This window comes from Pseudochrobactrum sp. XF203 (assembly GCF_020341615.1).
GTDB classification, from domain to species: Bacteria; Pseudomonadota; Alphaproteobacteria; order Rhizobiales; family Rhizobiaceae; genus Pseudochrobactrum; species Pseudochrobactrum saccharolyticum.
This window is the reverse complement of record NZ_CP084392.1, coordinates 565,659-591,100: the sequence shown is the minus strand read 5'-3', so window position 1 is coordinate 591,100 and position 25,442 is coordinate 565,659. Positions and strand designations below refer to the sequence as shown.

Genomic DNA, 25,442 nt, shown 5'->3' with positions numbered 1-25,442 from the left:
CAATGAACGAAGAACGCAAACCAATGGCGAATATTACTCCCTTCGGATTACGCATGCAGCCGGAGCTAAAAGTTCGAGTAGAAGAAGCGGCGCGTGCGAATAATCGCTCCTTGAACGCAGAAATCGTAGACCGATTGGAAAAATCATTTTTGACCGATGAAGAACGAGCTGACTGGAATAAACTAATATCCTTCTATAAGGCCGATCAACGTTATATTGAGGATGAGTATTTGGCGGGAAAAACTGACAACCCCATGTCCGATATTCCGACCGGAAAACCAGAAACAGACCTTGTAAAGCAAATAAATCGGATCATAGCAGATCGAACCGAAACAGTAGGCCGCGTCGTAATCCGCGAATTACAAAAGAAAGGCATGGTTTTAGAAGCTGAGGCCGGATACCGTTTACCGAGACAAGCTACGCCAGAAGAGAGGGAGTTTCTTCGCAATGCGCCAGCAGATATAATGCCTGATATTCTTGATAAACTGGCAAGTAACGACATTGATGCGGCTCTTTTGATGGCCTACAAGGCAAAAGACAAAATGCAGAATTGATCCGCGAGTGCAGGACACACAAGTAACCTGAGTCCCCAGATTTGAGGTCTCCAAAGCGAGAACTTCTGCACTCTTGTCATTCAGCTCAAATTTGAGAGCATCTGCCGGTCTATTTCCTCTCCAATTTTATCCGCCGCCGCAATCAGCACGCTATCAAGCCTATGCGTGTAACGACTGGTTATCCCACTGCCTGTATGGCCGAGCATTGCACCTATAGTGCTATCTGAAAAGCCAATATCCGCCCCGACACTGGCAAATGAATGCCGCAACACATGCGGGGTCACATCATCAAAGCCAGCAGAAGCAAATAGACCTCGATAGAAACGTTTGATGCCTGCAAATGGCCTGCCCTCTAATGTCGGTGCGGGCAACACATACGGGTTGAGCGGATCACGGGACAAGCCTTCCAGCAATACACGAGCTGGATTCCCAAGAGGGCGAATTGATTTACCCGTCTTTGTATCATCCAGAACAAGCAAACTATTCTCGAGATCAACCTCTGACCATTTCAGGTTTTCAATCTCGCCTATACGGCAACCAGTTAGAGCTGCAAGGCGCAGTGCGGCCGCTCCTTGCCATGCCTTCGCCTCATCCTGATCGAACTCATGTAATGCCCTGCCGAAAGCGGCATATTCATCGGGAGACAAGCGCCGGTCACGTTTTCCTATTGCAGGCTTCTTCACGCCGAAGGTCGGGTTTACATCAATGATGCCTTCAGACACGGCATAGGTCAGGATTGCCCCTAGAGAGGCCACAGTACGCGTTGCTGATCCAGCACCACCAGACACCCTCACCATGCCGCGAAGATTGCCAGACGGGGTTTTTGCTTTAGCTGTTTTTCCCGCCGTCACATCACGGATGAATTTGACAATATCAGCGCGCTTGAGATCAATAACCAGCTTATTACCAAGCAGTGGCTTCACGTGAGCATTAGTCATGCTACGGTCAGTATCTATGGATGCCTTTTTCTTTGGCTTACCACCTCGGCCGAGAATTAGCCCTTTTCCTGCAGCTTCTAAATACTGATCACACAATTCGGATATTGTAAGCGAAGCACGGCGGGTTTTGCGCTCTAGGGCTGGATCCTCCCCTTTCAAAGCGTCACCCAGATGGATACGCGCCATCTTACGTGCTTCCTCAACAGTCAGCTTACCAAAGCCGCCAAGAGACATACGTTTACGTTGCCCAGCCTGATTATAGTAATCGACGTAAAATGTTTTCTTACCGGTTGGGAACACTCTCGCACCAAAACCCGCAAGATCAGAGCACCACATGAAATATGCTTTATCACGCAGCTCGGCAGCATCCAGCACAGTCTTATTCAGCTTCACCAAGGCATGACTCCATCATTCAAGATCTGCAAGTGTCACCATAGTGTCACCACAAAACTGAAAAGAAGGGAAGCGTCCGGTAAACGCAAGAATGATTAAAACAACATATTACCGTTTATTTATAATATGTTAGATATGAAAATAAAATACGGGAAAAACTTGGGAAATACGACTTTGAGACATTCGTAATGATGGGGTCACGTGTTCGAGTCACGTAAGCGGCACCATAAAATCAATGACTTAGCATAAATTTCAATACGCTAAAATTAAGCCAGCAATCAGGAATCATCCGTGATTGTTAGGGAAACTAATAAATTGCTTTGTGTGGCGCGGCGCTGCCTTTGGCACAGTTCGACGTTAGCTTCTGGACAAAAAGATAAAACTGCTAACGCCAAGCTGTAGTGCGCAAAATCGCGTGACAGTGAACACAAGATCGAGTGGCAACAGTTCGATGTCTCATTTTCTCAAATAGATAAAACAGATTGTTCCGCGCCAAAACCAAATAAAGCAACACCCACAGAGCCGGTATTGCGAACTACCGCCCCTACTTCTCCGATGAAGGAAATAGGTCTTTTCAAACTAGGGTCACAAAAGCTGGTTGCTTCATTAGTGATTACGATGGCAGTATCCCCCCCTGAGTCCAGCAACCCAGAACCTTTACAATTCCTGGTTGCATAACTTCTAAATCCAATAAGATATTGCTATTTCCAAACTCGGGGTCGAACATTGTAATCTGATCCATTGCGGAATTAGACAGATATTCCTCCATATGATCAGCTTGCACAACCAACCTTCCCGGTCCTGATAATAACTTAAGATGCGGCTCTAAGTTGAGCCGAATATGATTATCAAAAACCCGAAGTGCCTCTTTCCCCTTGTTGTTTTTGATACAAAGAGAAACCTGCAAAATTAAAGACGTTCAGACGATCTGCATCACTTTCAAATTCGATACTTCCCAAAAGTAAACGATTTTTTGACCAGGTTCCACATAAAGGAAGCTACGCTGTGTCCGGTCACCTCGGCATATAGCTTTCCACTTTCCAAGAGGATCGTCACTTATTGTCAAAGGCCCAAAATGGGCCCTATCATGGCATGCAGGGCATATAGCAATCATATCTTCTGCATTGTGGCACTTATAGACCGACCAGTGCTTAATATGATGAAGCGCGTGTGTTCTAACACCCCCGGATTCGCGCACTTACCGCCAGCCTCGTCGATAAGATGGCCTTTTATTTTTGATGATACTCGCCGTTGACGTGTTGCCACTTTAGAGCCCTATCGGAAAACTTTTCTCAATAGTGGTATATGAGCCGCTCCAAAAGCCAAGGCGAAAGTTAAAACGACTGTCACAACCGAAAGCAGAGTTATGGTTTTTACGGCTCCCATCGAAGGCAAAACTATCGGCATCCACTTCTGTAAGGTCTCTAAAATCATTGGATGAAGAACATAAACGCCAAGTGTAACTGCACTTAAGCTTACCAGCAGTGATGTTGACTTCACCGGAAGCCGGACAAAAATCGAGAAGATGCAGATCGACATCCAAATGACTGACGGACTAAGATAATTATAGAGATAGAGGCCAATTGCTCCCGGCCCGAAATGTTCCACCAGTAGCCATGTGCCTATGACAGTGACGAGATATGAAATCACAAAGCCTGTCACAGCTATTGAAAGTGAAAGGGGTTTCCGGCTGAGTGGTCCGCCGATGAGGTAGTATCCGATGAACGGTATGAACCAAGTAAATGCAGTCATCCTGCGATCTGTAATCGCCCATGCTGCCATAGCTATTATCAGACAAACCAAACCAGTGATTATCGCCTGTCGATCACCAACAGCTTTAGTGTAAGAGGCAAATGCAGGTGTTAAGAGATACAGTCCGCCAATCAAAAAGAGAAAATAAAGGTGGTAATAGGGTTGTCCGGCAAGCAATCTCGTTACCATATCGTTAGCATCAAAAATGCCCGCATAAGCAAAAAATGCTGCGCTCCAAAAAATAATGACCAACGAGAGTTTTGTTAAACGCCGCGTGAGAAACCCGCTATAGTGGGTGTTCTTCGATGTGACATTCAAGGCACCGCTTAAAAGAACGAAGACGGGAACACACCAACGAACAGCAGAATCGACAGCGTTCGCGAAATGCCATTGATAAGAGGGTACACTTCCATACTGATATAAATAGCCTGCTGAAACATGCAGTATGATCACCGCGCAACATGCAAGTAGACGGGCAAAATCAAACGGTGCATTGCGGTTCATTGTTTCAGCCTTTTGTTTCACGATTTCATTTCACGCCTAGCCTGCAAATCGACTAGTTGCAACAAATTCAACAAAAATACGCACAACCGCCGTCATGACTGCACTTACGCGGAAGGCCAGAGATGGCATTTACAATGGCGCGAGCAGTAGCCTCATCATCATTGGCATCAATGTCGCGTTTGGCACCAAGGCGGATGCTTTCTATAGCTGCACCTATTTGTCGCCACTGCGAAAACACTGCAAGAACAACATTAACAACCTCTTCAAGCGTTTTAGCCGTGATACCGAATTCCGAATTCCGAAGACAGTATCGGATAATCTGCTGGCTGCGTATTGGTGGCGACTTTGAATGCCTGCGCCTCGGCCACCTTCTGTTGATAGGTCATCGCCTGAACATAGCCGAGCGTGATGTACTTCAAGCGTGCGGTTTCAGTAGCGTTATCGACTTGGCCTATCAGTGCATGCCGAAGCGCCGATAGCGCCAGTCCATGGAATTGATTGCCAGCAAGGAGAAAGTTGATTTCTTCTCCAAGAATTTTAGGGACTTCGAGATGTGATCCATCATAAACACCAACCTCCGCGACTTGTGGCTTCGCGAGGGCCAAACTCGTCAAATCCTCAACTGTAATGGCAATTTTCATTTAAATACTCCCCAATAAGGTGGCTGCAAACGAATACTGCATTGTACCAGTAGGGGGCTGCATGGTTGGGTGGATCAGCGTTGTGAATGTTTGCGGGGATTTGCTGGTAAAGCGTGTATGTCGCCGGCTCGACGACATTATTGAATTGGCGTCGGATAATCCGATTTATTCTGTCGAAGCTGTTAAATCAGACCGAGCTGACCAGCTGATAGTCATGGGTCGTGTCGTTTATTTTTACCGCGCGCCATAGCTTTAGAACATATTTCGTCACACAATTTCTAACGCTTACAGGTCCTATTCGACTGCCGACCTCGCTTTTGAATAGATAGTAGTACAAAGTTTCAAAAATCTATTATTTTCAAAAGTTTACAAATGGTCGGCAATTTAAGTGGAAGGTCGGCATAAACTGCCGACCTTGTAGCTGCTTTCTTAGTGCATTTTCCTAATTAAGGCCTGCACGGGAGTGTTTATTCAGCGTTGGGGTTTTCTCATTGCGACTTAAAAAACCTTATCCTGCGGGCTTTATGGATAAATGAGGGGGTATGCAGGGCAATGCGTAACTTTTGGCGGTAGAATGCACGGTAGCTGATAAAGAATGTGAGATTTATCCGAACTTTCACCGCGTTTTTTTTTGCATTGCCGCCCACAAAAAAGCGCTCATGAACCGTAATTTATCTTATAAAACAATAGCTTAAAAGATTTTGACATCTGCAGTCGGTGTAACAAAGCCCCCCTACACCTTGCAGAAACGCCCGAAATTGTTCAGGCAAACTAAGCCAGCTTCTTATACACACCAAAACCCGAATTATGTTCAGATGTAGGTTAAAGGAACGCTGCACCCTCGAACACAAAGCATTTCACCGTCAAGTGGCTCAACTTGACGGTGAAATGCCCTAATACATCAACATCTCTGAAAAAGTGAGCTCAGAAACGATAGTTCAAACCCACTTTGATGCTGTGGTTTTGTAATTTATTTTCGGCTTTACGACCGTCGATTTTTGCGCCCGTACCACTTGAGCTGACATTATGAAATCCGTTGAAACCTGGCGGGCATGCTGCAGGCCTGTTAACCCGACCGCATCGAATACGCTCATCATAGGGGGCAACGACACCTGAAGCTGCACCGTCGAAATTGAATGTTTTGGAACTAAATCTTGTGTAGTTATAATCAGCCTTTATCGACCATTTATCACTCAAAGCATATTCCATACCAGCGCCGAGTGTGAACCCGAGACGGGTTACCTCTTCCTGTTCAGAATAATTGAATTTCGTTCCTGTTCCACCCAACATAGAAGATGTTGCACCGGTTGAAATATATTGATCCCGCGTCTGCACTTCATTCATCAGTGCTATTCCGCCCGTACCGTAAACAAACATCCTGTTGAAGGCGTAGCCAAATTTTGCCTTGGCAGAAGCCGCGACATCATACTGATAGTCCTGCACTGACTGGATGGTGCCATCCTTATAATCTGCGGATTCAGTCGAATAGGTTGTTTGATTGCCTGAAAAGGTTGGCTTTGAAATATCTGCTTCAAAGCCTGCAACAAAGCCGTTTGAAAACTGGTGATTATAACCTGCCTGTAATCCAAAGGACGCACCGGAGAGATCGAGTGCAGCCGATTCATTAGCGGCATAGGCATTGGATGTGCCATTCAGGGCTGTTGTTGTGCCACTGAGTTTCGACCAGTCCATGCCAATATTTGCCCCTACAAAGAAGCCTGTCCAGTCCGTGGTCACAGTTTCTGCTTCGCTTGTTGAGGTTAAGCCTGAGAACAGCGATCCGTCGCCACTATATGCTCCCTCAAGGGATGGTTTGATTGTGAGATCAAATCGGAAAGTGCGCCCGGGTGCAGGCATCAGCGAGGCACTCAGCGCATCCATATAGTAGCGGTCTGTAACATTATCGACCGAGAAACGCATGTGTACGTTTTCGTTCGGCTCATAGGTTGCATAGAGATCAAGCAGCACATAGGGGTTCCAGCTGCCGGGGCGGATATTCGTTAAACCGGTTTCAACTGTACCATCACCTAGACCTTTCACCATACGCTTTCCGACATAGGTCATACGTCCGCCAAGGGTCAGTTTGTCGTCCAGAAAACGCCCCCCTAAATGAATGGCCACAGTATCCTTTGGCGGCACCTGCTGAACAGCAAAACTATTATAAATGCCTCCCGGCGCACAGGTTGAATGGCGTGCAGACATTACCCCTTCTGGTGCACAGAACATGACATGGGTATAATGGTTCCAGGCAAGTCCCCCGAAATACTGGCCAGTGTCATATTCTCCGGACACTTCGAAACCGCGCATATCAGCGTAGTCGAGATTGATGCGTCTCAGCCCACCGGTGCCTTCTGCACGGGTGATGTAATCCTTGACATGGTTATCGAAATAAGCGGCATGTAGCCTGAGCTTATCGCCAGCGAGGAAAGCATCATCCGCCATGTAATTAACACCCAGTTCCACAGTGCGATTGCGCTCCGGACGGATAGGATTTTCATCAGGCTGAACTGTAAAGGACAGGCTGGTGAGAGATTCAAAAATACTCGGCGATCGCAGCACGCTGCCAGCCTTGGCATAGAGTTGCAGATTATCGACCGGCTCAATTTTGATTGTGCCAAGCGGCGACCAACCCGATGCTTCAGTCTCCAAGGGTGAACCAAATATCAGATCACCGGTATTGGAAAGCTTTGGCGCGCGATCAAAGGAATGAAAGCGGGAGTAACGCAGACTTGGCGAAAGTGTCAGCCAATCAAGAGGCTGCCAGTCCATTGTGGCAAAACCGCTCCACTCCTCGCGGTTACCCATTCTTGGTGCGGGCGTCGTGCCAGCTGTACCGGCTGATGCAAATTCGTAGCCGCTCGGCAGGCCTACATTCTCTCTGGTGAAAGATGTGCCATAGTTCAATGAAAAATCACCAAGGCTTGTTGCGAACAAAGACGTATTGGAAAGCGTCGCACCCCAGCGTGTCTGGCCTGTATAATAATCGACGAGCCCGATCGGGTAGCCTGAAGAATACAGAGATGAATTGATACGCAAATCCATTTTTGTGAGAAATGTATCAAGCCGCACATCAAAGAGGTCACTATCATCAGGCTTCCAGCCATAGCGGCCTGTATAAGTGTCCAGATCAATTTTATTAAGAAAGCCCTGATATGGTACACCGCCAAACAGAGATAATTGGGTTGGCATGATCTCGCCGTATTCGCTGAGATATTTGGTATAGCCAAGCTCCAGCGAATGTCCGCCATCCCAGCGAACATTCCCTTTTAACATCCAGGATGTATTGTCTGTCGAAGTATTGAGTACTTCTTCGCCAGGGCGGAATTTGCTGAGGTCGGCATCATATCCATGTGTGCCCGCGTGGTAATTTCCGGTTTTACGTCGGGCATAGGCTGCGACTATATCGAAATTCTCGGATGTTTTTGCAATGGCAACGCTGCCATTACCTGATGTCGGGACAAATGCGCCAGGGCGATCCAAACCAATGTCATTATTGCTGCCTAGTCCTGCAGGCGTGCCGAGAGCAGGAACGCCCGAACTATTGGAAACAAAGCCTCCTTTGAGACGTGCACCAAAAGTCTCACCGGGCAGAAGAATATCCTCCGCCTTGATTGTGCTGATGCGTACCACACCACCCGTTGCGCCGGTAGCATCTGCACCGTTGCTTGGCCCTTTTTCAATAGCCATGCCACCAATGAAATCAGGATCAATATAAGAGCGTGATTGCGACCCGTTATAACCGCGATACACAGACACTTCCTGCGAAGCGCCATCCACGATGACCGGTACGCGCCCTTGCCCCTGCATACCGCGGATATTGACATCAACTCCGCCGGAGTTGCGCGATTCTCCGTTCAAAACGCCCGGAATGCCTGAGAAAATATCCCCTGGTGATGTGCCACGCCGTGCTTCGATCTCATCAGCGGATATATAGGCGCTTGATCCTAGCGTTTGATATGGTGCGTCTGCCGCGCTTATACCGGTTCCGCCCGAAATTGTAATTGTATCAAGAAGAACAGTACCCTCATCGACAGCGCCGAGACGATTGCCGGACGTTTGAGCCGGATTGATTATCAGTGCGGTTGAAGCGCCGCTGAACCGATAGGTCAGATTTGTTCCTTCAAGAAGTTGCTCCAGTCCGCTGGCCGCTGAATATGTGCCCTGTAAGGTGTTTGAACGGATGTTTGATGGTAACGCTCCGTCAAAGGCAATATCTACGCCGGTAACCGCAGAAAAACGGACTAACGCCTGTGCCAATGGCTGTGGCGGAATGGAGAAACTGTAAGGCGTTGTCGCCTGAGCAAAAGCATCTGTCGCCCCATATGGCACCAATGCAAGATATAAGGCCGATGCGAGCAGTGTGGTTTTGAAGACCTGCTGGATTTTCGAACCGGATCCGGTTCGTGTTACTAATGCCAGCATAAACGTCTCCTTCAAAAGATTTCGGCCGTGTTAAAAGGCGCCTCTATCTATAAGGACGAAGAGCTGGTCGAAAAATCCCGGTCAAAAAATGGAAAAAATAAAATAATTTAAAGCGGACGAATAAGAGTGAGTAATGGCGTCCAGTTTTCGACGCGGACCGGCAGTGCCTCGGCGAGTTTTTGTGTGAGTTGATCCGTTCTTTCAATATTGATGATCAGAGTTACCGGTCTTTGTGCTAATGCAGCATCGGTGACGATGATTTTTCCGCGCTGCCATTGTTCCAGCTCTTTGACAACCTCGCCAAGCGGACGGGAAATAAAGACAAGACGACCATCAAGCCACGACAGCCTCGTATCAAGCTCGGCTGGTTCCGGAATGCTGAGATTATTCCCGCGACTTCGCACCGCATAACGCTCTTCGACCTCTACGGACTGCGATGGGGTCTCCACTCTGACCGAGTGCTCAGAGACGACGACACTTACGCCGTCATCTTCGTGACGAACGGAAAAAGCAGTGCCAAGCGCTGTAGTGTTCACATGCATCGCGCTGACCGTAAAGGGGCGTGCACTATCCGGAGCAACGTCGAAAAACGCCTCGCCGGCGATAAGTTTCACCAGACGCTTCTGCTCTGTGAAATGAACTGAAACCGAACTCGCTGACGACAATTGCAGCTTCGACCCGTCAGGCAAAACCGCGGCTTCCACCTTACCGGTTGCACTATAATAATCGGGCCGGTTTACACTGAATTGATAATACCCACCGCCTGCTAAAAGCAATGCGAGGCCTGTAGCGCCACCCTTCAACAGTTTTCTCCGGGAAAGCTGCGTTTGTGACAAATCCGGCACCATGCCTGCACCGCTCCATAACTGTTCAAGCCGGGAGTATGCTTGCGCATGGCGGCTATCAGCCTCCAGCCAGACTCTGAAACCTGCCAGTTCAGCCTCTTCAACATGTTCTTCCAGAAGCAATGCAAACCAATGTGCCGCTTGATTGGAAATATTCTCTTCTTCTGACTTAGACACAATTCACTTCCGGCAGATAAGATATCAGAGCGTTGAACAGAGGCCGCTTAACGTGGACGCACCCTGAAAATATGAAGCGGTTTTCCGCCAAGAGACACGAAGCAAAAAACGCTGGTCAGAAACGATCAAATGATGATTTTTCAGCCTGCAAATTTTTAAGCGCTGTCACCATGTGATTGAATGCTGTTTTAGGTGAGATACCAAGCTGCACACCGATCTGAGCATATGTCATGCCTTCGATACGATACAAAATAAAGACCTGCTGTGCACGCGGCGGCATGTTCGCGATAATCTTCTGCAATCGCAGGAGCTCTTCACGAGAAATGAGATGCTGTTCGGCAGATGGCGCATTATCCTGAACCCACTCAAGCTCTTGCACATCGACAATGACGGGAGCGAGTTGAAGTCGTCTGCGATAATCAAATGCAATATTCCGGCCGGTGCGTATAAAGTAGCCTTTGAGATCTTTGACATCGCCAAGAATACCTTTTCGCTCCCACAATCTGACGAAAGTATCCTGCACAAGGTCCTGTGTTTCCACACGGTCTTTAAGGCAGCCGTCAATGACCTTTGTCAGCCTTGTTCGTACGGAGAAAAATACCTCAACGAAATACGACCCATCCTTCTTATTATGATCGACGGTTTGCAAGCGAGACTCTCTGAGGCAGATCGGTTTCAATTAATTGTTGAGTTATATAATCATGTTTTTTCGGAAATTGAAGCCGTTTTCTGCTATTCGAAAAGTTTAATCACGAGCAGGAGTTATAAAGCACGGATATTTCGGCTTAACCGCTGCCTTAGGCATACCGGACATTCATACATCTTCGACGCGGCGGGCGCCAAGTGACGGATACAGTGCCGAGACGGTTCTTTAGCCCCCGAAATAACGTCGCCTGCAGTAAAATAGCGTTGCCTTTTCGTCGTTCTCACGAATATTGATGACCCGCCCGAAGAAGACGCGGTGCGTCGCCTGTTCAATGGCATTGGTGAGCTCGCACTCGAAACTTACCGATGCGTCGGCCAGTACCGGCACACCCGTGAGACCTTTTTCCCATTCGCCAAACACAAACCGATCCGCAACTGGTGTCTTGCCGCCAAAGACATCCGAGATCTCCTCCTGACCCGGCGTCAACGTGTTCACGCAGAAATGGCGCGCGTTGTCAAAAGCCGGAAAACACGAGCTTGTCCGATTGATGCAGACAAGAAGCGTGGCCGGTGTATCGCTGACGCTGCAGACCGCCGAGGCGGTAAAACCGTAGCGCTTGCCGCCAAAAACAGTGGTGACGACGCTTACGGCTGAGCCGAGCCGCGACATGCCATTGCGGAATGCCGCCCTGTCCACGATTTCCAGAGGTTGATCAAATATATCCATTCGGTCCCCGTATCGGGTTGAAGTGTGGGAGATGGCCGCTAGAGCGGTTTACGTCCGGATTGGATCATAGCGCTCGCTCTAGATTCTTTATTTGGTCGCATTATAACGGGCGTCAAGTTGATCCAACTTGACTGTGAAATGCTCTAACGGCCAATTCCGGAGTGCGGATTTCGTGAAACCGCGTATTTGTTACTGAACGCGAGACATTGCTTGCAGCACTAGAGCGCCGTGTGCCAGACTTGGCACACAAAACTCGCCCTAACACTTTAAAATGAGAGCATAATTTTACCTTAAACTATTCCAAATTTAAGGAATTATGCTCTAGGCAGTGAGTTCTCTGCGGACGATTTCTGCGCCCGCGCTCAAGGCCTGAAGCTTACCCATAGCGATGGGCCGGGAGAGCGGAGCCATCCCGCAATTGGTGCACGGATAAAGCTTGTCAGCATCAACAAATTGAAGCGCTTTTCGAAGCGTTTGAGCAACTTCCTCAGGCGTCTCAATGGTATTGGATGCCACGTCGATGGCGCCGACCATCACCTTCTTGCCGCGGATAAGCTCAATCAGATCCATCGGAACGTGGGAGTTCTTACATTCCAGAGAGATCATGCCGATGCTGGATTGCTGCAGCTTGGGGAATGATTCCTCGTATTGCCGCCACTCTGAACCAAGCGTGCTCTTCCAATCCGTATTGGCTTTAATGCCGTAGCCGTAGCAAATATGCACGGCAGTCTCACATTTGAGACCTTCGATTGCGCGCTCCAGCGTGGCGACGCCCCAGTCATTCACCTCATCAAAGAAGACGTTAAAGGCAGGCTCGTCGAACTGGATGATGTCGACACCAGCAGCCTCCAGCTCTCTGGCTTCCTCGTTAAGGATTTTGGCGAATTCCCAAGCCAGCTTTTCGCGGCTCTTGTAGTGGGCATCATAGAGAGTATCGATCATGGTCATGGGACCCGGCAGGGCCCATTTGATCGGCTGCGTGGTATGCTGACGCAAAAATCTGGCGTCCTCGACGAAAACCGGTTTCTGGCGTGACACAGCCCCGACGACAGTCGGTACGCTCGCATCGTAGCGGTTGCGGATTCGCACGGTCTCGCGCTTGTCGAAATCCACGCCGTCGAGATGTTCGATGAAAGTCGTCACGAAATGCTGACGTGTCTGTTCACCATCGCTGACGATATCAATGCCTGCATGTTGCTGGTCGGCCAGCGACAGCCGCAAGGCATCCCGCTTGCCTTCCAGTAATTCCTCATTCTGCAGTTTCCAGGGCGACCAGAGTTTTTCAGGCTGGGCGAGCCAGGAGGGTTTAGGCAGGCTGCCTGCGGTCGATGTAGGGAGAAGTGTTTTCAAGATAGGTGACCTCTGTTTCGTTTCAGTCAGGCGACGTCGTAAGCGGACCATTGATCGAGAACGGTCCGGTATGGCTTGATGAAATTTTCCTCGGTGAATTTGCCCTGCTCCACAGCCAACCGGCTGCGCTCTTCACGATCGTAGACAATGCGTGTCAGCGAATAATCCCCGTGCTTCAAATTCGGCCGGTAAACCGCGCCTGCAGCAGCGTTGGCATTATAGATTTCAGGCCGATAAATTCTCTGAAACGTCTCCATCGTACTGATGGTGCTGATCAGCTCGAGATTGGAATAATCGCCAAGCAGGTCACCGATAAAATAGAAAGCCAAAGGCGCAACGCTGCCTGCCGGCATGAAATAGCGAACCTGCATCCCCATTTTTGCGAAATACTGATCTGTCGACGAGGATTCATTCTGCCGGTATTCGGTGCCCATTATGGGATGATGATTGTCTGTGCGGTGGTAGGTCTTGCTGGTCGAAGCACTGATGCAGATGACGGGCGCTTTGCCGAAGTGAGATGCATATGTCTCTGAGCGCAGGAAAGATTTGAAAAGTTTTCCATGCAGATCGCCGAAATTGGCCGGAATGCTGAATATGGGCTGGTTCTGATTGTGCTCGGGAAGAACAATACTGAAGTCGTAATCACGCACATAGGACGAGAAGTTGTTTCCGACGATACCGTCGATGCGCTCATTGGTTTTCTGGTCGACAATGGTTGTCTTGAGGATTTCAATCAGCGGGAATTCATCGCCAGCAATCCCCAACGTGACGGAAATAATGTCCAGCTCGACCGAATAGCGATCGCCTTTGGGGTTATCCCAATGCGCCAAAGCATTGAACCGGTTGTCGATCATCCGCAAGGTGTTGCAGAGATTCTCACGACGACGATCGCCTCTGGCCAGATTGGCAAAATTGGTGGTGATGCGCGTGTTTTCCGAGGGAAGATAATCCTCGTTAAACGGAACGCTCTTGATAGCGAAATTGAAGTTCTGCGACATATTCTGCCCCAATGGAGTTGGGGGGCATGGGTCTGCGGACACATAGCAGTACAGGCCGCGATGCGGCCTCCGCTACGGCACACTGGGACACCCCGCCCGTGGACGTTCTTTCGCCAAGGCAGGTCTCCTGGCTCGCGGGTCATCGCTTCCGTCCGTCTTCCCGGGTTAAATCCCAGTGACATGCTGGACGTCAGCTCGCCGCTTACAGTTGCGGGGGCAGCGCCGGCTTTTCCACATAATACGGAGCACCGGCTTCCCTCTTAGCTCCGGCACGCTGCAGGCAACGACCGGAGAACCTAGGCATCTCTACCTAGCTGCAATCGCAACGAAGTGTCAAGCGCATATAAAGATATTTTTATATCTCCAAGTCTCAAAGTGTGGACGCGCCTGCGCGAGCGAAGACCATTCAGGACTGAACCATTGCAAGCTAAAACGACGTCAGGAGAAAAGCAGACAGCCCGCACATAAGCAGCATCAGATTGGCAATGCCTTATGATCCGCCGCAACCGTTACCCACCCGATGTAATTACTCAGGCTGTCTTGCTGTAATATCGATTTCCGCTGCGATTGATTTGGTCGTAGAGAATGAGAGGGATAGATTATCCTTAGCCCCGATTATGACGGCATCACAAAACTTGCATAGCCATCGCCAAGCGTCTTGTTAAGGAAACGCGCATATTGATCATAGACCTGATCTGCGGTTGTAATTCGTCCAAAAACCGGCGCTTCAAAAACTCTTATCGGGATGAGTGCCAGAGGTACGGATACAGGTGTCAGTTGTGCGCCCTGTCCTGCGCGCAATGTTGTGAGAATACCATACATTTCACCCGCGATACTCGGGCGCGAAAGCACCGCCATGCGGTATTGTCCGGACGTATTGGTCACAAGATAGACATGACCTGAGAGATGCGGAACGGAGACACATCCATGCTGCGAAAATGACGCGTCGGTACGCTCGCGTTCTTCAAATTTCAGCTGTGTATTTCCGGCATCCCAGACGATGTCTGTGCAATAAGCAAAAATATCGCTGCTATTGCCAAAAGAAGGACGAAGCGTGAGAAATGTTCCCTCAAGCCAGGAAACGGCAGCGTGTGAATAGGCACCAAGTTCTTCCGCCGCATGTCCGTTGGCAGCAGCAGGCTTTGGCTTTTCTGTTTCCGCCTGATCGCGCAGTTCAAATCCCATCGCCTGCTCAAGCCGGATGATCGTCGCAAGCGTGAAAGGCCTGTGCCCTGAGAGCGCTTTTTCAAGTGTAGAGAGGCTGATACGTGCTTCATCAGCCAGATGCTGGCGCGAAATCCTGCGGCGCGCGATCTCCTCACGCACACGTTCAGCAACGCGGAGATTCAATTGATCGGACAAAACCGCATCTTGCTGAGACATGAGAACTTCCTGAATCCGTACTTTCTTTCACAATTCCACACATAAGCGGAGCCTGCAAGGTGGCTTGCGGCAAAGTACGGACAAAACTTGGCAAAGCTTACGCTGGTGAGGAAACAGCACTCCGGCGCAAATTGTGTCCAGTCATCCGACAGATACAGGAGCGCACAATGTCGCCTGCCTTCAGACACTCTCATAACAACGCAAGGGCAATCAGCCTCTCGCAATTCTGCAAATTCATCTGGTTTGTGAATATGCTATTACTGCCAATCCTGGCCGTTGTTCTTTCGCTTCTCAACGTAGCTTCCGCCCGTGCTGAACAGCCAGCCTATGTAACGCCGAATGCGGTGCAAAGCGGCAGCCTGCTGCTGCAAAGCGGTGAAGCCGGCCAATATATCGAAGCACCACGACTTGCCAGTGATTTCAACATTGATGTCAGCGGCCCCACCGCCCGCGCGCGCCTCAGTCAGGTTTTTGAAAATCCGACCAATGGCTGGGTTGAAGGGCTTTACGTCTTTCCTCTGCCTGAAGACAGTGCAGTCTACTCCCTGAAGATGATCGTCGGCGACAGGGTTATTGTTGCCGACATCAAAGAAAAACAGGCAGCACGCGAAATCTATGAGAAGGCGAAAAGCGAAGGTAAGAAGGCTGCTCTCATCGAGCAACAGCGCCCCAACATCTTCACCAATGCGGTTGCCAATCTTGGTCCGAATGAAAAACTTGTCATTCAGATCGAATATCAGCAGGCCGTTCGCCTGAGCGATAATCGCTTTTCTCTGCGTGTGCCGCTTGTTGTTGCACCGCGCTATAATCCTGAAAACAGAGACCCGATTGTTGAAACCGCAGATATGCAGGGCGGCTGGGGGCAGCAGAAAACAAAACCAGCGCAAAGTTCAGACAACGGAGCCATTGAAACACCCCTGATTATGCCGGATGAAGACCGCATTAATCCGGTGACAATCACTATCAATCTCAAAGCCGGTTTCCCCGCTGCCAATATTAAGAGCCTGTATCACCCTGTCAAAATCAACCAGCAGGACGAACTGGCCTCAACAATTACTCTGGATGGCAAGGCCACGGCCGATCGTGATTTCGTTCTCGAATGGCAGGCTGCTGAATCCGAAATGCCCACCGTCGGCCTGTTCCGTGAACATGTTGGCAATGACAATTATCTGCTGGCCTACATAACTCCGCCGCGCATCAAAAGCCCTGTCAATGAAACACGGGAAATCATCTTTGTTATCGACAATTCCGGCTCGATGGGTGGCACTTCGATCAAGCAAGCCAAAGCCAGTCTCGATTATGCCCTCTCCCGCTTAAAACCCACCGACCGTTTCAACGTCATTCGTTTTGATGACACGCTGACCAAGTTTTTCGATGACTCTGTTCCTGCCACAGCGCTCAATATTACCAATGCACGCGACTATGTCTCTGCACTTGAAGCGGTTGGCGGCACAGAAATGCTGCCTGCTTTGCACGCCGCACTTGATGACAGCCACCAAAAGGATGGCTTGCGCCAGATCGTGTTTCTGACCGATGGCGAGATCAGCAATGAACGACAAATGCTTGATGTCATCGCATCCCGCCGCGACCGCTCCCGTCTCTTTATGGTTGGCATCGGCTCGGCACCCAACACCTATCTGATGAACAAAGCATCTGAACTTGGCCGTGGCACCTTCACACATATCGGCGCGGTGGAAGAAGTCGACCAGCGCATGCGTGAACTGTTTGATAAACTCGAAAGTCCGGTTGTCACCAATGTAAAAACCGGTTTCTCACAGGAGGGTATCAGCCTGACACCGGGTCTGCTTCCTGATCTTTATCAGGGGGAACCATTGGCGCTCGCTGCACGGACCAAACAGGTCAGCGGTACGATGACGGTTGAAGGTACAGTCGGAAACCGTCCATGGACAGTGACCCTGCCGCTTGATGCAGCCAGTCCGGCGGAAGGTATTTCCAAGATCTGGGCGCGTCGCAAGATCGACGATGCTGAAGTGGACATGAAGCTCGGCAAGATCACTGAGCTGGCAGCCGATACGCGTATCCTCAGCCTCGCATTAGAGCATCATCTGGTAACACGTCTCACAAGTCTTGTTGCCGTTGATCAGACACCGAGCCGCCCAGCAAATACCCCGCTCACCCGCGCCGACATTCCTTTGCAGCTTCCTGCCGGTTGGGACTTTGAGACACTGTTCGGTATTCGTGCAGATCGTAGCGTGCTTGATCATGCCGATGCAGGCAAAGAGCAGATATTGGCTCGAGGCAAAAACCGTGCTGCCGCACCGAATATTCCGGCACCCGTCATGTCACTGCCGCAAACCGCAACTCCGGCAATGCTAAATATGCTTCAGGGATTAGGCATTATGTTCATCGGGTTTCTCATCTTCTGGTTGGCACGTCGCAAGGAGAATGCATGATGGGAATTCTTGTTACAGAAGATACAAAGGTAAAGGAGCGCACTTTGGTGCGCTCCCCTCTCATCCTGTTGTCAATTGCGGTGATGGCCTGTGGTCTTCTACTTCTCAGTCAAGGTCTGTGGATCCATGCAAAAGCCTATGCAGCTCAATTCCTGCTTGAGCGTGCTTTCGCCCAGAGTATTGCAACAGGTGAAAAGGTTAAACCGTGGGCATGGGCGGATACATGGCCGGTAGCACGTATCGAAGCGCCGCGTCTGGCTGCATCAGCAATCGCTCTTAATGGCGCAAGCGGACAAGCTCTGGCTTTTGGGCCCGGCCATCTCCAGAACACCCCCCATGCGGGGGAGACAGGAACGGCAGTTTATACCGCCCACCGCGATACGCATTTTGCTTTTCTTAAAGATATTGAGAAGGGCGATCTTCTTCGCATTACCCGCACTGACGGCAAAACTTATACCTATCGTGCCACTCAAATGAGTGTTGCGCGTTGGGATGAGGCGCAGATCGATATTCACGCAGCGGGTTCTCAGCTCGTTCTTGCAACCTGCTATCCCTTTGATGCGGTTACACAAGGTCCGTTTCGCTATCTCGTTTATGCCACTTTGATCCAGTGATTTAAGGTTGCTGCAGACAAGCAATTTTCATGGGGATACCGCACGACCCTGACATTTATGTTTCCCGAATGAACGATGGATCTGTTCATAGCACAACAATGCCCCGTCATTTCAACAAGTTGTAATTATCCTGAGACTTTGGCACGCTAAGGTATCAACCATCTGATCGGGTATTGTCGGCGCCGGTCAGGCTAAAATGGACTGGGATGTCGCCGGGTACAGAAATGGGGAACCTCTCCCCCTTCTCAAACAACTTAGCTCTTGAGCATAATAAACCTAATCTGCCCTTCCTTCTCACACCCCATATTTCTGTCGATCACAACCGCTTGTTTCAAGTTCAAGAACTGGCTTTAAAGAGGTAATGTTGCCGTAACAGTCAAATTCTAAACATCACTCCAATTCAATGCTTCACCTAAAAGCAGGTGACATAGAGATGGAGATGTTCTTTGAAAAGAAAACTATCAAGAAAATTCTATGAAAAACCATTCGAAATTTTCGTAATATTCATCGGAATTTGCCTTGCAAATATTGTAAATAATCACAAGATTTCCACGCCGTCATACGAAATCACAGACAAATCCATCTCAACAAATGGATTAAATCTATGATTTATAAAAAAATCAGATCCGCAATAAATTTTATGCTTTTAACGATCATACCCGTATCTTTACTATGGGGGCCAATCGCCATAGCTATAATATCGAGAATAGATTCACTTTGATATTAATCGCTTAACCTGCGGGGAAGGTCAAACTCACGACCAATCCCCCGCCAGTCGCATCGGATAATGCAACCGATCCATTATGGGCGCTCATAATCTGGGACACAATTGCAAGTCCCATCCCCGCCCCTTCAACCGCAGTACCCGCCCCTCTCACAAAAGGCTTCAGCATACTGCTCCGCTCTGCATCGGGAATACCCGGCCCCCTGTCAGTAACGCGCAATATGCAAGGATGAAGCACTTCGATCACCAGCATTTCTGTTCCTTGCGCATGGCACAGTGCGTTCATGATTAAATTATCCAGCGCCACCCGAAGCGCCGCCTCTGAGCCGGAAATTATTATCCGTTCTTCAGGCGCTTTGAACTCAATCTCCACGCCCTGCCTGAGAGCAGCCGGAACATGCTCAGCAACAATTTGACGGGCTGCATGCGCGAGATCAACCGGAGCAAATGCCAATGACTGGCCGGATAATCGCGCCAGTTGCAAAGAAGTCGTCACGATTGAAGCCAGACGCGCCGTATCCCGTATCAGAACTTCGCGTATTGCCGGCTCTTCTATCTTTTCCAGTTTTATTCTCAGCTTGGTCAACGGCGTTCGCAACTCATGCGATGCACTGGCAAGAAAAAAACGCTGCGCTTCAAACGCATCATCAATACGCGACAGAGCCGTATTAAATGCAGCAACCATCGGCTTTAATTCCGAGGGAGTATCACGATCTGAAATACTGCGGCCATTGGGCAGACCGTCAATCTTTTCCGCAGAGTTTACAACCCTTCTTACAGGTGATGCGATAACACGCTTAACCGCTATCGCCGCAATCGTCGCCGTAGCAATCAGCACAAGCCCAAGCAAATGATACAAGCCCTGAGAACCTATCCCCCATAATGCAACGAAAATTGTTTGCACTCCGGTAAATGAAACACCGCCCAGCACAACAAATGCCTGAGGATTGGCGTCATCAACAAGGCGCAGGCCTTGATAGGTTACTTCACCCGTTGTGTAATGAAACTGAAATGAAGATATTTGATCAGAAACTGTATTAAGTGCTTTTTGAACAGACGGGGGTACAACCCCATGGGTTATCGTCTGAGTTCCGTCACTCAGCAAATACCAAAAATCCGGTTGCTGCTCTGCAGAACCAATAATATCGGCAGATATGCCGCCAATATTAAGCTTTAACTGACCTGAGGGCGTATAGGACTTACTGGACTGCAGTAGTTTTCCCAGAATATCCAGCGGTACAGTTTGCCGGCCCTCCGTGTCCGAAGATAACAATAAAAACGTGAGTGTTAATATTGTACTGATTGTCATCATCAGCGCCATGCCGATAACCAGCATAACGACAACCGGAAAAGCGATGGAGCGCATGAATTTCATTCCTGCACCATCATGTAACCTATACCGCGTATAGTGCGTATTGTTACGTTGCACTTCGCTTCCCGCAGACGCCGCCGCAGTCTCGACACATGGGAATCTATGACATTAGAGCCCAGTTCATCATCAAGGCCGTAAACGGATGCTTCCAGATTATCACGCTGGACAACACGTCCCGCCCGTCTGATGAGCGCCTCTAAAATAGCAAGCTCACGTCTTGGAGTATTCATAATACTCCCCTCAACCATGGCGGAACGGTTGATAAGATCGAATGATAAATTGCCGAACTGCGTGCATCCGGTCTCATCCAGATTATATCTGCGAAGCACAGCCCGCGCTCTGGCAATAAGCTCCATCGGTTCAAATGGTTTACTGATATATTCATCCGCTCCTTTATCCAGAGCCGCAACAATATCAGCCGGATCATCTAATGCTGTTAATATCAGGGTAGCTGGTCGCGGTCGAAGCTGCCGTAAAGTGGGCAGCAGAGACAGACCGTCACCATCCAGAAGATGACGGTCGATAATTGCCAGATCAAATTTGAAAGCAAGCAAAGCAGACTCTGCATCTGCAACGGTGTCAAATATGTCCGCAACACCAATGGATGCCTCCATCATAGCCTTCAGCGAGGCCGCCAATTCACGATCATCTTCTACTATCAGAATATGCATGAGCCGCCATTGATATGATCAGAGTCAAATTGATTGCACATTGCGAACACCAAAGTTTTTAGCATGTTTTCAGGGCCGCTTAGCTGACCACATTAAAAAACGTGTCAGTAAAAACGGACAACCGGAACTAGAGAAGATCCCCGCGGGAAACACCATATGCCGGAGGTGGATATGCCCTTCTCAAATGGTCTTTGTCGGACATATCCAGGCGCTGCACACATTGCGCATAGGCATCTGTTCCGGGAAGAAATCCGTATTCGTTACAACGGCCTCTATAGTCTGTTGTCTCGCAGCCCATCAGCGCCATCAGGAGACCTATCGCAAAATAATTACGCATAATATCCTCAATAAGTTTATATATGTCAGCATGTGACCAATCCCGCCTGAACATTACGGCAACGTTACGTGGCAGGTGCCAAGCTATAAATAGTCATGCCGGTCAGGGAGTTGTTTGCGCAGACAAGCTGTTTTGTTTTGGCGCAGAAAGAGATTTAGAACCTTTATCTGTCCATGACGGAGGCGCTCCCAATGAAGCGCCGATCGCCCCCAAAACACCTGGTTGACGACCGAAATTTTCGCAAAGAACCGATCCCGGTCTTCCGCCCAGTTTTGTGCGAATTTCATATCCGGACGGCAAACGAAGGTCAAAATTACCCGGCTCTTTACCCTCGATAATCAGTCTGGAGAATTCAGAACCAAAAGCCGCAGCCAAATCATAGGCATCCCCCACCTGCGACACACGCGCCTCACTGGTGAATGAGTTTGCCCCCTTCGACCAGACGATTGCCGCAACCTGAGCCCCTTGCGGATCCGTAGCCTCCGCCTCAACAGCCAGTCCGCCCAGCCCGAACGGCAATCGCGGAACCCCTACAGGTAAGGCAATGGCTGTACCGATAGAAATCGCCTTTGCAGCGCCCGCAATACCAGACTTTGTAGGCACAACATCAGTAATAACGGTACGGATTGTGAGATCAGCCGGCTCACCGGTAGGAACAATTTTATATTTTTCACTCAGAGTGTAGCAAACAGCGCGATCGATCGCATTTGCCAGCAGGGTTCTGTCCTGTACTTTATCAACGCGCCGTTCAGCAGTATTTATAAAGGACGTCGGAAATATACTTACGGTTCTTACTTTTTTTAACACGCCAAAATTCAAGTAAAGTTTTTTCTTGGCAAACTTTCCTTTCGGCTCACTTAAATTACTATAGGAAGTAAGAGTCCCCCCCTCTTTTAAGGGAACACTCGCACAACCACTTAACAGGACGATAATCGGAAAATATTTTATCAAGTTTGATGTATTTTTTTGTAACGCCCAAGTTATTGTTTTTCCGAAATTTATTTTGTTGCTCCGCACGACCGGTAACCCCGCTTTTAAACAGCAATTCGGGGAGCAACCTGACCTTTGTACCTTGCGGCAACATTACGCAAATTATAACAATGAATTTTCTTTGAGTGATTTCATTACAAATATCGTAATATTACGGTAATGTTCCGATGTTCTTTTTCAAAAAAATTGAACAGGTGCACAATGTACATAGCTCTTATGCTAATTATTCTTACAGTATATTTAATAATTCTGACCGGAATATTATTAATAGCAATTTGAAAATTCCCGAATAATAAACAGTTTATCCTCAATTTGCTTACAAATCTGCGCAATGCGCTCAATCATATTGCTCTATCGCTCCAGTTGCCGCCGCTTCTCAACCAAAAAATCAACGAAAACGCGCAGTTTTGCAGGCATCTGATCCCGTGAGGGAACATAGAGGTTGAAACCATCAAAGGGCGGACACCAATCTTCCATCACGCGCACCAAAGCGCCGGATGCAAGATGCTGGCTGACTGCAAAGTCCAGATGCATCACCAGACCTATTCCCTGAAGCGCAGCATTCAGCATGACATCATCATTATTCGTGGCGAATGTTCCGGCAGGCTGAAACAGCCTTTCCTCCCCTGTAAGCGGATCGGTCAATTCCCAGCGGAATACAGCTCCGCTACCCGACAGACGAAAACCGAGGCAATTGTGCTGTGTCAGATCCCTGAACACTCTCGGCGGAGGATTAGCTGCAAAATAAGCAGGTGAACCAACCACGGCAAGAGAAACCTGCGGAGTGACCGGCACTGCAATCATCGTGTCTGTCACACTTTCACGCAGGCGAATACCCGCGTCACAGCCTTCCCGAATAATGTCACCTAACCCGTCATCGACAAATAACTCAACGCGAACCTCAGGATACCGGCGGGCGAACTCTCCGAGATACGGCTCAATAAAATGATGCGTGACAACCCGCGGTGCGTTCAGCCGGATTTCACCGCTTGGCTTTTCGCGTGCCTCACCGACAGCGACGACCGCATGTGATATCATTGCAAGACCCGGCTCGATCTGGGAAAGTAATTTCCGGCCGTCATCTGTCAGCGATACCGAACGTGTCGACCGGTTAAGCAGACGAACGCCGAGCTGCTGCTCTAACATTCTGATCGTTTGCGACAAAGCCGATGGCGAAATACCGATACGCCCGGCCGCACGGGTATAGTTCCCTTCGCGGGCAACCTCCGCAAAGGCAGCAAGAGCAGGCAGAAGATTACGGTCCATTATATGCTCATTATGAATTACAGCTTCAAACTGATTGAAGGATGCCCCCATTTTTCCGTTAGGTCGAGTGGATTATGTTAAATTCATGAAATGAATATACGGAGCAGAATAATGAAGAAAATTGCAATCCTTGGCGCAAGCGGTCAGATCGCACAGCATGTGATTGATATGCTGGCAGAACGCGGCGACACAGAGATGACGCTGTTTCTTCGCGATGTGAGGAAGCTTGGTCGGGATATTCCTGACAATGCCCGTGTGATTGAGGGCGATGTTCACGACACTGCCAAGCTGAGAGATACCGTGAGCGGTCAGGATGTGGTTTATGCGAACCTTGCCGGAGATGTCGATGCGCAGGCCACCGCCATTATCACCGACATGAAAGATACCGGTTCGCGGAAGCTGATTTTCTGCACAACGCTTGGCATTTATGACGAAGTCCCCGGCAAATTCGGTGCGTGGAACAACCGGGAAATCGGTGAATATTTACCACCATATCGCAAGGCTGCCGATCTCGTGGAGGCATCAGGTCTGGATTATGTTGTTCTGCGCCCTGCCTGGCTGACTGATGCAGACGAAGTCACCTACGAAACAACTGAGCGCCACGAGCCTTTTAAAGGCACGGAGATCTCACGCAAAAGCGTGGCAGCCGTGGTCGTAAAACTAGCCGAAACGACCGGTGCACTTGGCAACCGCAATATCGGCATTAACAAACCAAATACCGATGGCGACAAACCTGCCTTCATGTAAACCGGCCAGTGAGAATGTCACTCGCCTCCGGAATTAAGGAGATCACATCATGGAAACCGTGAAAATCCGCAATCACGATATGTATTGGGATATCGCTGCCGATATCCACTTCCCGCCGCATTTCGACAAAACGAAGAAATATCCGGCCATCATCAGCGCACATCCGATCGGAAGCTGCAAAGAACAAACCTCGGGCAATGTCTATGGTGCAGCGCTGGCCAAAGAAGGCTTTGTTGTCATCGCCTTTGATGCAAGCTTTCAGGGTGCCAGCGGTGGCGAACCGCGCTTTATCGAAGACCCGACACTGCGTGTCGAAGATTTCCGCCATGTTACCGATTATCTGGTGACGCTTCCTTATGTCGATGAAGAACGCATTGGGGTACTCGGCATTTGTGGTGGCGGCGGCTATTCAATCAATGCTGCAATGACTGAACGCCGCATCAAGGCGGTTGGCACCGTTACCGGCGCGAATTATGGCCGTCTGATGCGCGGTAATTTCACTGCCCTCAATCCGATCGCCGCGCTGGAAGCAATGGCCAGACAGCGTACAGCTGAAGCGCGCGGCGCAGAGCTCCACGTTGACAATCTGCTTGCCAGTTCTGTTGAGGAAGCCCGCGCTGCCGGCATCACTGATCGCGATCCGCTGGAGGCAACTGATTATTACCGCACACCACGTGGTCAAAAGCCCAACGGTCTGAACCGCTCGCTCCTGTCGCATCAGGCAGCAGCAGTGGGCTGGGATGCCTTTCATCTGGCGGAAGTACTCCTGACACAGCCGCTTTGCATCGTGGTCGGCGATAAGGTCGGCGCATTCGGCGCCTATCGCGACGGCTGCGAGATTATTGAGCGCGCAGCCTCCAAACAAAAGGAGCTTGTGGTTCTCGAAGGCTGGTCGCATTACGACCTGTATGACAAGGAAGAACCGGTCAGACTGGCACTCGCCAAGCTCGTTCCGTTCTACAAGGAAAATCTCTAAGC

Annotated in this window: 20 protein-coding genes and 1 riboswitch; of the genes, 5 read left to right on the top strand and 15 right to left on the bottom strand. The window is 49.5% G+C overall.

Translation table 11 applies throughout. The features are described from left to right. Positions 1-2: 2 nt before the first annotated feature. Positions 3-554: an Arc family DNA-binding protein gene (locus LDL70_RS02485; protein WP_225686740.1), complete on the top strand. Its 552-nt coding sequence runs from the start codon at positions 3-5 to the stop codon at positions 552-554. 80 nt (positions 555-634) lie between these two features. On the opposite strand, the gene LDL70_RS02480 is transcribed toward LDL70_RS02485, so the two are convergent. The 11 genes from LDL70_RS02480 to LDL70_RS02430 form a co-directional block, all read right to left on the bottom strand. Further along, positions 635-1,885 carry a site-specific integrase gene (locus LDL70_RS02480; protein WP_225688336.1) on the bottom strand — a complete coding sequence of 417 codons (1,251 nt, stop codon included), beginning with the start codon at positions 1,883-1,885 and terminating at the stop codon, positions 635-637. Positions 1,886-2,804: 919 nt separating this feature from the next. Beyond that, a complete protein-coding gene (locus tag LDL70_RS18025) occupies positions 2,805-3,083 on the bottom strand; it encodes an HNH endonuclease signature motif containing protein (protein ID WP_225686730.1) in 279 nt (92 codons plus the stop codon). Positions 3,084-3,160: 77 nt separating this feature from the next. Then, complete coding sequence (locus LDL70_RS02470) at positions 3,161-4,141, bottom strand: acyltransferase (RefSeq protein ID WP_225686728.1); 981 nt, start codon at positions 4,139-4,141, stop codon at positions 3,161-3,163. Positions 4,142-4,413: 272 nt separating this feature from the next. Continuing rightward, positions 4,414-4,782: a hypothetical protein gene (locus tag LDL70_RS02465; protein WP_225686726.1), complete on the bottom strand. Its 369-nt coding sequence runs from the start codon at positions 4,780-4,782 to the stop codon at positions 4,414-4,416. 924 nt (positions 4,783-5,706) lie between these two features. Then, a complete protein-coding gene (locus tag LDL70_RS02460) occupies positions 5,707-9,204 on the bottom strand; it encodes a TonB-dependent receptor domain-containing protein (RefSeq protein WP_225686724.1) in 3,498 nt (1,165 codons plus the stop codon). 107 nt (positions 9,205-9,311) lie between these two features. Then, entirely contained in the window at positions 9,312-10,226 is a 915-nt protein-coding gene (locus LDL70_RS02455; RefSeq protein WP_225686714.1) for a FecR domain-containing protein, read from the bottom strand. A 115-nt stretch (positions 10,227-10,341) separates the two neighbouring features. Beyond that, on the bottom strand, positions 10,342-10,875 hold the full coding sequence (locus tag LDL70_RS02450; RefSeq protein ID WP_225686706.1) for an RNA polymerase sigma factor: 534 nt from the start codon (positions 10,873-10,875) through the stop codon (positions 10,342-10,344). 222 nt (positions 10,876-11,097) lie between these two features. Further along, entirely contained in the window at positions 11,098-11,598 is a 501-nt protein-coding gene (locus LDL70_RS02445) for a flavin reductase (RefSeq protein ID WP_022711055.1), read from the bottom strand. A 321-nt stretch (positions 11,599-11,919) separates the two neighbouring features. Then, positions 11,920-12,948 (bottom strand): methionine synthase, encoded by a 1,029-nt coding sequence (locus LDL70_RS02440; RefSeq protein WP_225686704.1) that lies wholly within the window; start codon positions 12,946-12,948, stop codon positions 11,920-11,922. Positions 12,949-12,974: 26 nt separating this feature from the next. After that, positions 12,975-13,946 carry a DUF1852 domain-containing protein gene (locus tag LDL70_RS02435; RefSeq protein WP_075654335.1) on the bottom strand — a complete coding sequence of 324 codons (972 nt, stop codon included), beginning with the start codon at positions 13,944-13,946 and terminating at the stop codon, positions 12,975-12,977. 99 nt (positions 13,947-14,045) lie between these two features. After that, a riboswitch (cobalamin riboswitch) is annotated at positions 14,046-14,261 on the bottom strand. 300 nt (positions 14,262-14,561) lie between these two features. Continuing rightward, complete coding sequence (locus LDL70_RS02430) at positions 14,562-15,329, bottom strand: helix-turn-helix transcriptional regulator (RefSeq protein ID WP_225686695.1); 768 nt, start codon at positions 15,327-15,329, stop codon at positions 14,562-14,564. A gap of 251 nt (positions 15,330-15,580) precedes the next feature. Here LDL70_RS02430 and LDL70_RS02425 point away from each other — a divergent pair, with 251 nt between their 5' ends. Further along, the gene (locus LDL70_RS02425; RefSeq protein ID WP_225686693.1) at positions 15,581-17,743 is read left to right on the top strand and encodes a marine proteobacterial sortase target protein; all 2,163 of its coding nucleotides are present in this window, start codon (positions 15,581-15,583) and stop codon (positions 17,741-17,743) included. After that, complete coding sequence (locus tag LDL70_RS02420) at positions 17,740-18,357, top strand: class GN sortase (RefSeq protein WP_370637752.1); 618 nt, start codon at positions 17,740-17,742, stop codon at positions 18,355-18,357. The genes LDL70_RS02425 and LDL70_RS02420 overlap by 4 nt, the downstream gene beginning before the upstream one ends. Positions 18,358-19,088: 731 nt before the next feature. Here the strand turns inward: LDL70_RS02420 and LDL70_RS02415 are convergent. From LDL70_RS02415 to LDL70_RS02400, 4 genes are all read right to left on the bottom strand, one after another. Beyond that, positions 19,089-20,447: a HAMP domain-containing sensor histidine kinase gene (locus tag LDL70_RS02415; protein WP_225686684.1), complete on the bottom strand. Its 1,359-nt coding sequence runs from the start codon at positions 20,445-20,447 to the stop codon at positions 19,089-19,091. Positions 20,448-20,452: 5 nt separating this feature from the next. Further along, a complete protein-coding gene (locus LDL70_RS02410) occupies positions 20,453-21,124 on the bottom strand; it encodes a response regulator transcription factor (protein WP_225686682.1) in 672 nt (223 codons plus the stop codon). Positions 21,125-21,563: 439 nt separating this feature from the next. Next, a complete protein-coding gene (locus tag LDL70_RS02405; protein ID WP_225686680.1) occupies positions 21,564-22,478 on the bottom strand; it encodes a DUF3313 domain-containing protein in 915 nt (304 codons plus the stop codon). A 324-nt stretch (positions 22,479-22,802) separates the two neighbouring features. Continuing rightward, positions 22,803-23,717, bottom strand: coding sequence for a LysR family transcriptional regulator (locus LDL70_RS02400; RefSeq protein WP_028233662.1), 915 nt, complete (start codon positions 23,715-23,717; stop codon positions 22,803-22,805). A 111-nt stretch (positions 23,718-23,828) separates the two neighbouring features. Here LDL70_RS02400 and LDL70_RS02395 point away from each other — a divergent pair, with 111 nt between their 5' ends. Continuing rightward, complete coding sequence (locus LDL70_RS02395) at positions 23,829-24,464, top strand: NAD(P)H-binding protein (RefSeq protein WP_225686678.1); 636 nt, start codon at positions 23,829-23,831, stop codon at positions 24,462-24,464. Between the two features lie 49 nt (positions 24,465-24,513). Further along, positions 24,514-25,440: an alpha/beta hydrolase gene (locus LDL70_RS02390; RefSeq protein ID WP_221720325.1), complete on the top strand. Its 927-nt coding sequence runs from the start codon at positions 24,514-24,516 to the stop codon at positions 25,438-25,440. Positions 25,441-25,442 lie beyond the last annotated feature (2 nt).

Excerpts from the sequence above, each read along its gene's own strand:
- LDL70_RS02485 (WP_225686740.1), top strand. The coding sequence starts at position 3 with ATGAACGAAGAACGCAAACCAATGGCGAATATTACTCCCTTCGGATTA.
- LDL70_RS02470 (WP_225686728.1), bottom strand. The coding sequence starts at position 4,141 with ATGAACCGCAATGCACCGTTTGATTTTGCCCGTCTACTTGCATGTTGC.
- LDL70_RS02465 (WP_225686726.1), bottom strand. The coding sequence starts at position 4,782 with ATGAAAATTGCCATTACAGTTGAGGATTTGACGAGTTTGGCCCTCGCG.
- LDL70_RS02460 (WP_225686724.1), bottom strand. The coding sequence starts at position 9,204 with ATGCTGGCATTAGTAACACGAACCGGATCCGGTTCGAAAATCCAGCAG.
- LDL70_RS02445 (WP_022711055.1), bottom strand. The coding sequence starts at position 11,598 with ATGGATATATTTGATCAACCTCTGGAAATCGTGGACAGGGCGGCATTC.
- LDL70_RS02435 (WP_075654335.1), bottom strand. The coding sequence starts at position 13,946 with ATGTCGCAGAACTTCAATTTCGCTATCAAGAGCGTTCCGTTTAACGAG.
- LDL70_RS02430 (WP_225686695.1), bottom strand. The coding sequence starts at position 15,329 with ATGTCTCAGCAAGATGCGGTTTTGTCCGATCAATTGAATCTCCGCGTT.
- LDL70_RS02425 (WP_225686693.1), top strand. The coding sequence starts at position 15,581 with ATGCTATTACTGCCAATCCTGGCCGTTGTTCTTTCGCTTCTCAACGTA.
- LDL70_RS02420 (WP_370637752.1), top strand. The coding sequence starts at position 17,740 with ATGATGGGAATTCTTGTTACAGAAGATACAAAGGTAAAGGAGCGCACT.
- LDL70_RS02415 (WP_225686684.1), bottom strand. The coding sequence starts at position 20,447 with ATGCGCTCCATCGCTTTTCCGGTTGTCGTTATGCTGGTTATCGGCATG.
- LDL70_RS02410 (WP_225686682.1), bottom strand. The coding sequence starts at position 21,124 with ATGCATATTCTGATAGTAGAAGATGATCGTGAATTGGCGGCCTCGCTG.
- LDL70_RS02400 (WP_028233662.1), bottom strand. The coding sequence starts at position 23,717 with ATGGACCGTAATCTTCTGCCTGCTCTTGCTGCCTTTGCGGAGGTTGCC.
- LDL70_RS02395 (WP_225686678.1), top strand. The coding sequence starts at position 23,829 with ATGAAGAAAATTGCAATCCTTGGCGCAAGCGGTCAGATCGCACAGCAT.
- LDL70_RS02390 (WP_221720325.1), top strand. The coding sequence starts at position 24,514 with ATGGAAACCGTGAAAATCCGCAATCACGATATGTATTGGGATATCGCT.